Genomic DNA, 14,705 nt, shown 5'->3' with positions numbered 1-14,705 from the left:
ATTAGTCCGAATGAAATGTTTGTATTTTGTTAATTAATAGTTTACAAAATGAAACAGAGTTGCTAGCTTAAGCGCCATAATGAGAGCGGGTTTTATGCGGACAAGAAAGGTCTTATAACGCTTTTACTGGCTAATAATTATATCCCCAAGAGTAGAGAATAAAGATCGTTTGGTAGTTAAGAATCGCAAAAATTATTCATAGCCTGAATTAAAAATAGTTTAAATAGAAATATATTCCATACTTATAGCATTCCATCCCCTTCAACCAAAAAAAGTCCGTTTCTTAATGTTAACTCTTTTTGGTTATTTAAAAAGTTTTTTAAGGAAAACCCCTACATTAAGGGTTTTTCACCGTCAACCAAGCAGATCCATCACGCAATTACAGCAGTAACTATTACAAATCAATATCTTCGTTGCGTGATCCGCCGCGCAAAAAAGGAACAAAGAATTAGAGCAAACTATACATAACCATCAGTTGACATATTATTAACAATTCTAAGGAGAAAAACCATGAGCCAACTGCCTAAACACGCCATTCCGTCTGCAATTGCAGAACGAGCCCTGATTAACCCGGAGCAATATCAACAATATTATCAACAGTCTGTGCAAGACCCGGAAGCGTTCTGGGGGGAGCACGGCAAGATCGTGGATTGGATCAAACCTTATACCAAAGTGAAGAACACCTCATTCGATCCCGGCCATATCAGTATCCGCTGGTTCGAGGACGGTACGCTGAACCTGTCAGCGAATTGCCTGGATCGCCATCTGGCCTATCGCGGCGATCAAACCGCCATTATCTGGGAGGGTGATGATCCAACCCAATCGAAAAAGGTCACCTATAAACAGTTGCACCATGATGTCTGCCAGTTCGCCAACGTGCTGAAAAAGCTCGGGGTGAAAAAAGGCGATGTCGTCGCTATTTATATGCCGATGGTGCCGGAAGCTGCCGTCGCGATGCTGGCCTGTGCGCGCATTGGTGCCATACATACCGTGATCTTTGGCGGTTTCTCACCGGAAGCCGTGGCCGGCCGTGTTATCGACTGTAACGCCAAACTGGTGATCACCGCCGATGAAGGGCTGCGCGCCGGCCGTTCCGTGCCGCTGAAAAAGAACGTGGACGATGCGCTGCAAAACCCTGGGGTGAAAAGCATCAGCAATGTGGTGGTCTTCCAGCGTACCGGCAAGCCGGGTTACTGGCAGGAAGGGCGCGACCTGTGGTGGCATGAATTAATCGCAGGCGTTGCCGCCGACTGCCCGCCGGAAGAGATGAACGCTGAAGATCCTTTGTTTATCCTTTATACCTCCGGTTCTACCGGCAAGCCAAAGGGCGTAGTGCACACGACCGGTGGCTATCTGGTTTACGCCGCACTGACGTTCAAATATGTCTTCGATTATCACGATGGCGATATCTACTGGTGTACCGCCGACGTAGGCTGGGTTACCGGCCACAGTTATCTGCTGTATGGCCCGCTGGCCTGTGGCGCAATCACGCTGATGTTTGAAGGCGTGCCAAACTATCCCGGTGTGAACCGCCTGTCACAGGTGGTCGATAAACATCAGGTCAATATTCTGTACACCGCTCCCACCGCAATCCGTGCGTTGATGGCTGAAGGTGACAAGGCCATCGAAGGCACCAAGCGCGATTCGCTGCGCATCATGGGTTCGGTCGGTGAGCCCATCAACCCGGAAGCCTGGGAATGGTATTACAACAAGATTGGTAACGGTAAATGCCCGATCGTCGATACCTGGTGGCAGACCGAAACCGGCGGTTTCATGATCACCCCGCTGCCGGGTGCCACCGAACTGAAAGCCGGTTCCGCCACGCGCCCGTTCTTTGGCGTTCAGCCTGCGCTGGTGGACAACATGGGCACACCACAGGAAGGGGCCAGCGAGGGTAATCTGGTGATCACCGACTCCTGGCCAGGCCAGGCTCGCACCCTGTTCGGTGACCACGATCGCTTCGAGCAGACTTACTTCTCTACCTTCAAAGGCATGTATTTCAGCGGTGACGGCGCCCGCCGTGACGAAGATGGCTATTACTGGATTACCGGCCGCGTAGATGACGTGCTGAACGTCTCCGGCCACCGTCTGGGTACCGCAGAGATCGAATCAGCGCTGGTTGCTCACCCGAAAATTGCCGAGGCCGCGGTGGTGGGTATTCCACATCACATCAAAGGCCAGGCGATTTATGCCTATATCACGCTGAATCATGGTGAAGAACCCACGCCGGAGCTCTATACCGAGGTACGTAACTGGGTACGCAAAGAGATCGGGCCGCTCGCCACACCGGACGTTCTCCATTGGACAGATTCATTACCGAAAACGCGCTCCGGCAAGATCATGCGGCGTATTCTGCGCAAAATTGCTGCCGGTGATATCAGCAACCTGGGGGATACCTCAACGCTGGCAGATCCAGCTGTAGTCGACAAGCTGTTGGAAGAAAAACAATCAATTAAAGTTCCATCCTAATTTGCGCCGCCCCGGCCGTTCATCTGCAATCACGGGGTGAACGGCTTGTATACCCGATTGACTTCAAGGTGCCGTAAGGCCGTGCTTGGAAAATGAGAGGTATAGCGCGACGTACTCGATCAATACCTACTGGAGAAACTCAGATGAATGACAACATTTATCAAAGGATTGAGGAAAACCCGCGCTTCAAGGAACTGGTAAGAAAACGCAGCCGTTTCGCCTGGCTCCTTTCGCTGATCACACTCACATTGTACGTTGGCTTTATTTTGCTGATCGCCTTCAATCCGCATTGGTTGGGTACACCGATCGCCGCAGGATCGACCATTACCCGCGGGATCCCGATCGGTGTTGGGTTGATCGTGATCTCTTTTGTTTTGACCGGGATTTATGTATACCGTGCCAACGGTGAATTCGATCGTCTTAACGCCGAAATCTTGCGTGAGGTGCAGCAATGAAGCGCCTGATATCCGCTATCACCCTGCTGGCATTGCCAGGCCTGAGCCATGCTGATGCGATTGGGGGCGAGGTACAACGCCAGCCACTGAACATCCAGGCCATTATCATGTTCGTCCTGTTTGTGGGCGCTACTCTCTATATCACTTACTGGGCTTCCAAACGCACCCGTTCCCGTGGAGATTACTACACGGCAGGTGGCCGCATTACCGGGCTGCAAAACGGGTTGGCGATTGCCGGTGACTTTATGTCAGCCGCGTCGTTCCTCGGCATCTCAGCGTTGGTGTATACCTCCGGCTACGACGGCCTGATTTATTCCATCGGCTTCCTGATTGGTTGGCCGATCATCCTGTTCCTGATTGCCGAACGGTTGCGTAACCTCGGGCGCTATACTTTTGCCGACGTTGCCTCTTACCGGCTTAAACAAAAACCCATTCGTACCCTTTCCGCCTGTGGCTCACTGGTGGTGGTGGCGCTGTATCTGATCGCTCAGATGGTCGGCGCAGGCAAACTGATCCAGCTGTTATTTGGCCTCAACTACCATATCGCCGTGATACTGGTCGGTATATTGATGGTGTTATACGTCCTGTTTGGCGGCATGCTGGCCACCACCTGGGTACAGATCATCAAGGCCGTCCTGCTGTTGGCAGGTGCCAGCTTTATGGCTCTGATGGTTATGAAGTCGGTAAACTTTAACTTCAATACCCTGTTTAGCGAAGCCGTGAAGGTCCATCCGAAAGGGATTGCTATCATGAGCCCTGGTGGATTGGTTTCCGATCCGATATCGGCGCTCTCTCTAGGCCTGGCATTGATGTTCGGTACCGCGGGTTTACCGCATATTCTGATGCGTTTCTTCACCGTTAACGATGCTAAAGAAGCGCGTAAAAGCGTGCTATATGCCACCGGTTTTATCGGTTACTTCTATATCCTGACCTTTATTATCGGCTTTGGTGCGATCCTGCTAGTCAGCGCTAACCCAGCGTTCAAGGATGCCAGTGGAGCCCTGTTAGGCGGCAACAATATGGCTGCGGTGCACTTGGCTAACGCCGTGGGCGGCAACTTCTTCCTCGGCTTTATCTCCGCCGTCGCGTTCGCCACCATTCTGGCGGTGGTCGCCGGGCTGACATTGGCTGGTGCTTCTGCGGTTTCTCACGATTTGTACTCTTGTGTTATTAAAGACGGTAAAGCGACTGAACGTAATGAGCTTAAAGTCTCCAAGATCACCGTCTTGGTTTTGGGGATCGTCGCCATCGCTCTGGGTATTCTGTTTGAAAAGCAGAATATCGCCTTTATGGTTGGCTTGGCGTTTTCCATCGCCGCCAGCTGTAACTTCCCGATTATCATTCTTTCCATGTATTGGTCACGCCTGACAACCCGTGGGGCGATGATCGGGGGTTGGCTCGGCCTGTTGACCGCAGTGATCCTGATGATCCTCGGCCCAACCATCTGGGTGCAGATCCTTGGTCATGCCAAACCTATCTATCCGTATGAGTATCCAGCGCTGTTCTCAATGGCAGTTGCCTTTATTGGCACCTGGTTCTTCTCAGTTACCGACAGTTCCCTCACTGGGCAGCAAGAGCGTGAGCGCTTCCGCTTCCAGTTTGTGCGTTCGCAAACCGGGCTGGGTATCTCTCAGAGTTCAAAACATTGATATTACTGATTACCAAAGGCTCCTTCGGGAGCCTTTTTTATCAAAAGGGAAAACCACTGCAGGATCGCCAAGAAAAGGCGATATCTTTTTCTTTGTGAAATTATTCACGCATAAAATATGCATCACGATTTAAGCACCTCCCAGATCCGCTAAAAAACCTCGTTACCCTTCAGAAAAAATGACCAAAGGCTGAAAAGCAATTGTTCAAAGGTTGAACTCTATCTCATATATCAGCAGCTATTTATTTTATAGTCCGAAAAAATAGATCGTTAGCATAGTCAGTGTTTCTACATATTTTTCGTTGGGAAGTATCCAAACTATTTCGTTGTTTCTTTTAGGGAAAAAAATCTGATGGTGGGCTAATGACCTGCTTCTGGCCGTTTTGTCACTAAAATGGAGATAGACCAATGCAAATAGGAAAGATCGGTACGGCAATGTCTTTGGCGAGTTTTATGGCTCTGGGCCTTAGTGGGTGTAATGATAGCGATACGATAAATACTGGCAATTCCAAACAGGCAGACTTAGGTTATCGGGACGTAAAACTGTTGGAAATCGGTGGTCTGAAGTTCAAAGATCTCAACAAGAACAATAAGCTCGACCCTTATGAAGATTGGCGTCTGGATGCCACAACCCGTGCCAACAATCTGGCTTCACTGATGACCACCGCAGAGAAAGCCGGGTTAATGATGCATGGAACGTTGCCACTCTCTTCAGAGCGTGTCGACGTTGAAACGGCTAAAAAAGATATTATCGATAATGCCGTTAATACATTTATCACGCGTATGGCTGGTAATCCTAACTACATTTCCCATGATAATAACCAGATACAGCAAGTCGCCGAGGGAACTCGTCTCGGCATTCCCATTATCATCAGTACTGACCCTCGGAATCATTTTACCAACGACCCGAATGCAACCAGCATTGTCGCGGGCAGTTTTTCCCAATGGCCTGAAACGCTGGGATTCGCCGCGATCGATGACCTAGAGTTAATGAAAAAATTCGGTGATATCGCTCGGAAAGAGTATCGGGCAGTAGGGATCCAGATGGCTTTGTCTCCTCAAGCCGATCTGGCGACAGAACCGCGCTGGGGAAGAATCAACGGAACATTCGGTGAAGATAACCAGATCTCGAAGAGAATGACGCAGGCCTATATTGAAGGTTTCCAAAACGGTAATACCGGTCTGAATAAAGACAGTGTCATTACCGTGGTAAAACACTTCGCTGGCGGTGGGCCACAGTTGAAAGGTTTGGATCCTCACAACGATTACGGTAAAGAGCAGGTCTACCCAGGGGACGACTTTGAGTATCACCTGGTGCCTTTTGAAGGGGCATTTGCCGCGAAAGTGGCCTCGGTTATGCCTTATTACGGCCAACCGGTCGATCTTTGGTATAAAGATGCGCTCATTGAGTCCGTTGGGTTCGGTTTTAACAAACAGGTTCTGACAGACATTCTCCGTGGGCGTTATGCTTTTGACGGCGTGATCCTGAGTGATTGGGGAATTTTGTCAGACTGTGAAGGCACATGTATTACCGGTATGAGTGATGCAGATGTCGCCACAGGTATTTCACCTTTCGCTATCGTTCCCTTCGGTATGCCTTGGGGCGTTGAAACCCTGACGCGTCAGGAGCGAGTCGTTAAAGCCGTGGATGCCGGTATCGATCAGTTTGGCGGGACCAGCGATCCCAGCGATTTAATCGCGGCTGTGGAGGAGCAGCAAATCACCACCACGCGTCTTGATGAGTCTGTCGTCAGGATACTGAAACAAAAATTCGCCCTTGGTCTGTTCGAAAATCCCTACGTTGATGAAACCGCTGCCGCAACGCTTGTTGGTAACAATGATTTCCAACAGCAGGCCACTGACGCGCAGCGCCGCTCACACGTCTTGTTGAAAAACGACAGTAGCCTGTTACCAATGTCACTCACAGGTAAAAAGGTCTTCCTGTATAACGTGAATGCCGAAGTGGCGGCCAGCTATGGGCTAACCGTTGTTAGCACACCAGAAGCGGCCGATATTGCGGTGATACGCGTGAATACACCTTACCAGACAGATCCACACTATCCGTTTGGCTCCGTTCATTTCGGGCAACTGGGGTTTGACGATCAGGCAAGCGTGGTATTAGATGAGAAACCGGGTATCTACAGCGGCAGTGCTGATTACCAGATCATCAAACAGGTGAAGCTTCAGGGGATCCCGACTGTCACTTCAATTTATCTCGATCGTCCGGCAATACTCACCAATATCGTCGATAAAACGGATGTTTTATTGGCCAACTTCGGCAGTTCTGATGCCACACTCTTCGATATCATCAGTGGTAAGGCAAAACCTGAGGGCAAATTACCGTTTGAACTGCCTTCAAATTGGGATGCTGTTCTGCAACAAAAAGAAGATGTGCCACACGACTCTGTAAATCCGCTCTACCCGATTCATGCAGGGATGAGTCTGTAATCCCTAATGTGAATTTCAAAACGCAAAAAGGCCATCCTTGCGGATGGCCTTCTGCTTTGTTTGATGCCTGGCAGTGTCCTACTCTCGCATGGGGAGACCCCACACTACCATCGGCGCTACGGCGTTTCACTTCTGAGTTCGGCATGGGGTCAGGTGGGACCACCGCGCTATTGCCGCCAGGCAAATTCTGTTTCATTCCAGGCCGTTACATGTCTCTGCACGTAACCACCAGAACCAATCTAAGAACTTCGCTGAAAATTAAAACTTATATTCTCTCTCTCACCAAAACACCTTCGGTGTTGTAAGGTTAAGCCTCACGGTTCATTAGTACTGGTTAGCTCAATGCATCGCTGCACTTACACACCCAGCCTATCAACGTCTTAGTCTTAAACGTTCCTTCAGGGACCTTAAAGGCCCAGGGAAGACTCATCTCGAGGCAAGTTTCGCGCTTAGATGCTTTCAGCGCTTATCTTTTCCGCACTTAGCTACCGGGCAGTGCCATTGGCATGACAACCCGAACACCAGTGGTGCGTTCACTCCGGTCCTCTCGTACTAGGAGCAACCCCTCTCAATCTTCCAACGCCCACGGCAGATAGGGACCGAACTGTCTCACGACGTTCTAAACCCAGCTCGCGTACCACTTTAAATGGCGAACAGCCATACCCTTGGGACCTACTTCAGCCCCAGGATGTGATGAGCCGACATCGAGGTGCCAAACACCGCCGTCGATATGAACTCTTGGGCGGTATCAGCCTGTTATCCCCGGAGTACCTTTTATCCGTTGAGCGATGGCCCTTCCATTCAGAACCACCGGATCACTAAGACCTACTTTCGTACCTGCTCGAGCCGTCACTCTCGCAGTCAAGCTAGCTTATGCCTTTGCACTAACCTCACGATGTCCGACCGTGATTAGCTAACCTTCGTGCTCCTCCGTTACTCTTTGGGAGGAGACCGCCCCAGTCAAACTACCCACCAGACACTGTCCTCACCCCAGATTATGGGGCCGAGTTAGAACATCAAACATTAAAGGGTGGTATTTCAAGGTTGGCTCCATGCAGACTGGCGTCCACACTTCGATGCCTCCCACCTATCCTACACATCAAGGCTCAATGTTCAGTGTCAAGCTATAGTAAAGGTTCACGGGGTCTTTCCGTCTTGCCGCGGGTACACTGCATCTTCACAGCGAGTTCAATTTCACTGAGTCTCGGGTGGAGACAGCCTGGCCATCATTACGCCATTCGTGCAGGTCGGAACTTACCCGACAAGGAATTTCGCTACCTTAGGACCGTTATAGTTACGGCCGCCGTTTACTGGGGCTTCGATCAAGAGCTTCGCGTTGCCGCTAACCCCATCAATTAACCTTCCAGCACCGGGCAGGCGTCACACCGTATACGTCCACTTTCGTGTTTGCACAGTGCTGTGTTTTTATTAAACAGTTGCAGCCAGCTGGTATCTGCGACTGGCTTCAGCTCCGAGAGCAAGTCTCTTCACCTACGCGCCAGCGTGCCTTCTCCCGAAGTTACGGCACCATTTTGCCTAGTTCCTTCACCCGAGTTCTCTCAAGCGCCTGGGTATTCTCTACCTGACCACCTGTGTCGGTTTGGGGTACGATTCTGTGTTACCTGGAGCTTAGAGGCTTTTCCTGGAAGCTTGGCATCAACCACTTCTGCACCGTAGTGCATCGTCATCACGCCTCAGGGTTGGATAAGAGAACGGATTTACCAATTCTCTCCCCCTACACGCTTAAACCGGGACAACCGTCGCCCGGCTAGCCTAGCCTTCTCCGTCCCCCCTTCGCAGTAACACCGAGTACGGGAATATTAACCCGTTTCCCATCGACTACGCCTTTCGGCCTCGCCTTAGGGGTCGACTCACCCTGCCCCGATTAACGTTGGACAGGAACCCTTGGTCTTCCGGCGAGCGGGTTTTTCACCCGCTTTATCGTTACTTATGTCAGCATTCGCACTTCTGATACCTCCAGCAGCCCTCACAGACCACCTTCAACGGCTTACAGAACGCTCCCCTACCCAACAACGCCTTAGCGTCGCTGCCGCAGCTTCGGTGCATGGTTTAGCCCCGTTACATCTTCCGCGCAGGCCGACTCGACCAGTGAGCTATTACGCTTTCTTTAAATGATGGCTGCTTCTAAGCCAACATCCTGGCTGTCTATGCCTTCCCACATCGTTTCCCACTTAACCATGACTTTGGGACCTTAGCTGGCGGTCTGGGTTGTTTCCCTCTTCACGACGGACGTTAGCACCCGCCGTGTGTCTCCCGTGATAACATTCTTCGGTATTCGGAGTTTGCATCGGGTTGGTAAGCCGGGATGGCCCCCTAGCCGAAACAGTGCTCTACCCCCGAAGATGAGTTCACGAGGCGCTACCTAAATAGCTTTCGGGGAGAACCAGCTATCTCCCGGTTTGATTGGCCTTTCACCCCCAGCCACAAGTCATCCGCTAATTTTTCAACATTAGTCGGTTCGGTCCTCCAGTTAGTGTTACCCAACCTTCAACCTGCCCATGGCTAGATCACCGGGTTTCGGGTCTATACCTTGCAACTATTCGCCCAGTTAAGACTCGGTTTCCCTACGGCTCCCCTATTCGGTTAACCTTGCTACAAAATATAAGTCGCTGACCCATTATACAAAAGGTACGCAGTCACCCAACTAGTAGGCTCCCACTGCTTGTACGTACACGGTTTCAGGTTCTATTTCACTCCCCTCGCCGGGGTTCTTTTCGCCTTTCCCTCACGGTACTGGTTCACTATCGGTCAGTCAGGAGTATTTAGCCTTGGAGGATGGTCCCCCCATATTCAGACAGGATGTCACGTGTCCCGCCCTACTCATCGAACTCACAATGCATGCATTTTAGTGTACGGGGCTATCACCCTTTACTGCGCGACTTTCCAGACGCTTCCACTAACACACCCACTGATTCAGGTTCTGGGCTCTTCCCCGTTCGCTCGCCGCTACTGGGGGAATCTCGGTTGATTTCTTTTCCTCGGGGTACTTAGATGTTTCAGTTCCCCCGGTTCGCCTCGTATGGCTATGTATTCACCATACGATAGTGCAACGAATTGCACTGGGTTTCCCCATTCGGGTATTGCCGGTTGTAACGCTTCATATCAGCTTACCGACACTTTTCGCAGATTAGCACGCCCTTCATCGCCTCTGACTGCCTAGGCATCCACCGTGTACGCTTAGTCACTTAACCTCACAACCCGAAGGTGTTTCCTGTAAACAGAGAACACAGTCGTGCTGTAAACAATTGAGAGACTCTCTGACAGGGTAATCCTTACCCCAATAGTTCTACGGAGGGATAAGTTTCAGCTGTCAGGTTTCAATTTTCAGCTTGTTCCAGATTGTTAAAGAGCAATATCGTAAACACGACTTGTGAAAGTCATCTTTACGTTATTTTCGGTTCCGCAAGAACCGGTGATAATGTCTTTCACTCATTATCGGATGGCGTCCCCAAGGGGATTCGAACCCCTGTTACAGCCGTGAAAGGGCAGTGTCCTAGGCCTCTAGACGATGGGGACACGAAAATCCGATTAAACAGAAACTCTTAATCGGTTCGTATCAGCATGAGTCCAGAAGACTCATTACATCAACAGGTAGCGCTTTTGCTCATTACTTTCTATCAGACAATCTGTTGTGAGCACTCACTCGAATCAATATCGTTAGGTAAGGAGGTGATCCAACCGCAGGTTCCCCTACGGTTACCTTGTTACGACTTCACCCCAGTCATGAATCACAAAGTGGTAAGCGCCCTCCCGAAGGTTAAGCTACCTACTTCTTTTGCAACCCACTCCCATGGTGTGACGGGCGGTGTGTACAAGGCCCGGGAACGTATTCACCGTAGCATTCTGATCTACGATTACTAGCGATTCCGACTTCATGGAGTCGAGTTGCAGACTCCAATCCGGACTACGACATACTTTATGAGGTCCGCTGGCTCTCGCGAGTTTGCTTCTCTTTGTATATGCCATTGTAGCACGTGTGTAGCCCTACTCGTAAGGGCCATGATGACTTGACGTCATCCCCACCTTCCTCCGGTTTATCACCGGCAGTCTCCTTTGAGTTCCCACCATTACGTGCTGGCAACAAAGGATAAGGGTTGCGCTCGTTGCGGGACTTAACCCAACATTTCACAACACGAGCTGACGACAGCCATGCAGCACCTGTCTCACGGTTCCCGAAGGCACCAAGGTATCTCTACCAAGTTCCGTGGATGTCAAGAGTAGGTAAGGTTCTTCGCGTTGCATCGAATTAAACCACATGCTCCACCGCTTGTGCGGGCCCCCGTCAATTCATTTGAGTTTTAACCTTGCGGCCGTACTCCCCAGGCGGTCGACTTAACGCGTTAGCTCCGGAAGCCACGCCTCAAGGGCACAACCTCCAAGTCGACATCGTTTACAGCGTGGACTACCAGGGTATCTAATCCTGTTTGCTCCCCACGCTTTCGCACCTGAGCGTCAGTCTTTGTCCAGGGGGCCGCCTTCGCCACCGGTATTCCTCCAGATCTCTACGCATTTCACCGCTACACCTGGAATTCTACCCCCCTCTACAAGACTCTAGCTTGCCAGTTTCAAATGCAGTTCCCACGTTAAGCGCGGGGATTTCACATCTGACTTAACAAACCGCCTGCGTGCGCTTTACGCCCAGTAATTCCGATTAACGCTTGCACCCTCCGTATTACCGCGGCTGCTGGCACGGAGTTAGCCGGTGCTTCTTCTGCGAGTAACGTCAATCAATCGCGCTATTAACACGACTGCCTTCCTCCTCGCTGAAAGTGCTTTACAACCCGAAGGCCTTCTTCACACACGCGGCATGGCTGCATCAGGCTTGCGCCCATTGTGCAATATTCCCCACTGCTGCCTCCCGTAGGAGTCTGGACCGTGTCTCAGTTCCAGTGTGGCTGGTCATCCTCTCAGACCAGCTAGGGATCGTCGCCTAGGTGAGCCATTACCTCACCTACTAGCTAATCCCATCTGGGCACATCCGATGGTGTGAGGCCCGAAGGTCCCCCACTTTGGTCCGAAGACGTTATGCGGTATTAGCTACCGTTTCCAGTAGTTATCCCCCTCCATCGGGCAGTTTCCCAGACATTACTCACCCGTCCGCCGCTCGCCGGCAAAGTAGCAAGCTACTTTCCGCTGCCGCTCGACTTGCATGTGTTAGGCCTGCCGCCAGCGTTCAATCTGAGCCATGATCAAACTCTTCAATTAAAAGTTCGATTTGCTTTAACAAGTAAAGCGATGCTCAAAGATTACTTTCTGCAAATGCATTGCCCTTGCGGGTCAATGTATACTGCTTTGGTCACTCTTCAAGACTTGATATTTTTTGCCACCAAGGTGGCTGGATATCGTCTTGTGAGTGCCCACACAGATTGTCTGATAAATTGTTAAAGAGCGTTGGTTACCGGCATGTTTCTCGGTAACGCGGGAGGCAGATAATACGCTTTCCCGCTGAAGAGTCAACCTTTTTTCTCTTGCGAGATGCGGTGTTTTCACCGGGTTGCTTCTTCCTGGCTGGGCGACTTGTCAGTCGTTGTTCCCGGTCAGTGGAGGCGCATTATAGGGAGTTCTCAGAGCGCCGCAATCCCTAAATTCAAAAAACGTTTCAAGCGCGGATATTTTCAACAAAACGCTGCACAAGGCAGCGCCTTTATCATTTTTCGTACTGGATACGGCTGAATTCCTGAGTAAAACGCTCGACCTGCTGCCAATCTGTATACTCCACTTCTTTACTGGTATCCGTCTCTCCCCCTGTCATCTTCATGATTAAACGAATCATGAAGCGATCGAACCAGCGATAACGCGGATAACGCAATGCGCCGGCAAACACAGCACATTGTTTTGGTTGCCAAGGCGATGACAACAAGAACTTACGAGTATAGGCATTGGTTTGCGGTGCACGCTTCTCAGGTTTACGGGCGGTCAGATTCACCGCAAAGAAGGCACTCGGCATTTGGTTCAACTGCTCAGCATGGCGCTTAACAAACCTTTCCAGCACCGGATGGAAATGGCCGTAACGCACAGAGGCACCAATTAATACCTGTTGGTACTGGTCCAACTCAATAGCATCTGCCTGCAGCAGATTGATAACGTCACAGCTCAGGGTATCCTGCAATTTGCTTGCTATATAAGAAGCAATGGCACGCGTTTGCCCATCACGGCTCGAATAAAGAATCAGTGCCTTCATGGCATTACTCCTTTTATAGGATCACTCACGCCAGAAGGTCGGCGTGAAAAGAACCAACAGCGTAAAGACTTCCAAACGACCAAATAGCATGGTCAGCACCAATATCCATTTTGCCGGTGGTGGCATAGTAGTGAAGTTATCGGCAACCACACCGAGGCCTGGCCCCAAATTGTTCAGTGTGGCAGTTACCGCAGCAAAAGCAGAGAAATCATCCACGCCAGTCGCGATAATTGCCAGCATACTGATGATAAACACCAATGCATAGGCCGAGAAGAAGCCCCATACCGCTTCGAGGATGCGTTCTGGCAACGCACGGTTACCCAACTTGATGGTATAAACCGCATTCGGGTGCACTAAACGTTTCAACTCTCGCGAACCCTGCAAATACAGCAACAGAATGCGGATAACCTTGAGCCCGCCGCCCGTTGAACCGGCACAGCCACCAATGAATGCCGAACAAAGTAACAGCATCGGCAGGAACAGCGGCCATTTAGAAAAGCTGTCGGTAGTGAAACCCGCCGTTGTCGCCATCGAGACGACCTGGAAGAAAGCCTGGTTGATGGTTTCCATACCGCTTTTATAGATGCCATGCCACCACAGTATCAGAGTGCATACTGCCACTAAGGTAAACTGCACGGCGATGAACATGCGGAATTCTGGATCTCGCCAGTACACTTTCAAACTACGCCCACTCAACACGGCAAAATGCAGACCGAAATTACAGCCAGATATCAGCAGGAAAACAGCGACAATCGTGTTGATTGTCGGGCTGGCATAATAACCAATGCTGGCGTCATGCGTGGAAAACCCACCGATGGCGATGGTTGCGAAGCTGTGACCAATGGCATCAAACGCCGACATGCCAGCCCCCCACAACGCAAGCGCACAGGCAATCGTCAGTAACACATAAATCAGCCACAGAGTTTTGGCGGTTTCAGCAATACGCGGGCGCATCTTGTTGTCTTTCAGCGGGCCCGGCATTTCCGCACGATACAACTGCATCCCCCCAACGCCAAGAATTGGCAGTATGGCTACCGCAAGAACAATGATCCCCATCCCCCCCATCCATTGCAGCATTTGGCGGTAGAACAAGATCGCCTTCGGTAAAGAATCCAACCCCACCAGCGTAGTGGCACCGGTTGTGGTTAAGCCGGAAAAGGATTCGAAGAAGGCGTCGGTGAGAGAGAGATTTGGCCGTTCCGCAAACAGGAAAGGTAATGCCCCGACGCTACCCAATACTGTCCAGAACAGCACCACAATCAGGAAACCTTCGCGGGGTTTTAATTCATTCTTCTGTTTACGGTTCGGCCACCACAGCATCAGGCCGATCGTCACCGCAACAAAGAAGGTCTGACTGAATGCCCGTCCTGCTCCATCGCGGTATATCAATGCCACCAGGCCGGGAATAAACATCGTCCCGGAAAACAGGATGACTAACAGGCCCACAATGCGGGTTATGGCGCGAAAATGCATTTCAGCACGA

6 protein-coding genes, 1 tRNA gene and 3 rRNA genes are annotated in these 14,705 nt (G+C 50.8%); 4 read left to right on the top strand and 6 right to left on the bottom strand.

Translation table 11 applies throughout. The annotated features are described in order from the left end of the window. Nucleotides 1–510: 510 nt before the first annotated feature. The 4 genes from acs to ACX1CU_RS01600 all read left to right on the top strand — a co-directional run bounded on the left by acs (nt 511) and on the right by ACX1CU_RS01600 (nt 7,020). Nucleotides 511–2,469 carry an acetate--CoA ligase gene (gene acs / locus ACX1CU_RS01615; RefSeq protein WP_459400921.1) on the top strand — a complete coding sequence of 653 codons (1,959 nt, stop codon included), beginning with the start codon at nt 511–513 and terminating at the stop codon, nt 2,467–2,469. Between the two features lie 143 nt (nt 2,470–2,612). Further along, on the top strand, nt 2,613–2,924 hold the full coding sequence (locus ACX1CU_RS01610) for a DUF485 domain-containing protein (protein WP_459400920.1): 312 nt from the start codon (nt 2,613–2,615) through the stop codon (nt 2,922–2,924). Beyond that, complete coding sequence (gene actP / locus ACX1CU_RS01605) at nt 2,921–4,573, top strand: cation/acetate symporter ActP (protein WP_459400919.1); 1,653 nt, start codon at nt 2,921–2,923, stop codon at nt 4,571–4,573. Before ACX1CU_RS01610 ends, actP begins: the two co-directional genes overlap by 4 nt. A gap of 407 nt (nt 4,574–4,980) precedes the next feature. Then, on the top strand, nt 4,981–7,020 hold the full coding sequence (locus ACX1CU_RS01600; RefSeq protein WP_459400918.1) for a glycoside hydrolase family 3 protein: 2,040 nt from the start codon (nt 4,981–4,983) through the stop codon (nt 7,018–7,020). A 65-nt stretch (nt 7,021–7,085) separates the two neighbouring features. Here the strand turns inward: ACX1CU_RS01600 and rrf are convergent. The 6 genes from rrf to trkH all read right to left on the bottom strand — a co-directional run bounded on the left by rrf (nt 7,086) and on the right by trkH (nt 14,695). Continuing rightward, nucleotides 7,086–7,201, bottom strand: a 5S ribosomal RNA gene (gene rrf / locus ACX1CU_RS01595). Between the two features lie 122 nt (nt 7,202–7,323). Further along, nucleotides 7,324–10,232: ribosomal RNA gene (locus ACX1CU_RS01590) — 23S ribosomal RNA — on the bottom strand. 249 nt (nt 10,233–10,481) lie between these two features. After that, a tRNA-Glu gene (locus tag ACX1CU_RS01585) sits at nt 10,482–10,557 on the bottom strand. Nucleotides 10,558–10,703: 146 nt separating this feature from the next. Further along, nucleotides 10,704–12,246: ribosomal RNA gene (locus ACX1CU_RS01580) — 16S ribosomal RNA — on the bottom strand. Together the 16S, 23S and 5S rRNA genes with 1 tRNA gene alongside form the textbook arrangement of a ribosomal RNA operon. 442 nt (nt 12,247–12,688) lie before the next feature. After that, entirely contained in the window at nt 12,689–13,222 is a 534-nt protein-coding gene (gene hemG / locus ACX1CU_RS01575; RefSeq protein WP_459400917.1) for a menaquinone-dependent protoporphyrinogen IX dehydrogenase, read from the bottom strand. 21 nt (nt 13,223–13,243) lie between these two features. Continuing rightward, nucleotides 13,244–14,695, bottom strand: a complete 1,452-nt coding sequence (gene trkH / locus ACX1CU_RS01570) for a Trk system potassium transporter TrkH (protein ID WP_459400916.1) — start codon at nt 14,693–14,695, stop codon at nt 13,244–13,246. Between the last annotated feature and the right edge of the window lie 10 nt (nt 14,696–14,705).

This window comes from Serratia sp. D1N4, assembly GCF_054552755.1.
This window is presented reverse-complemented; position numbering and strand designations above follow the sequence as displayed.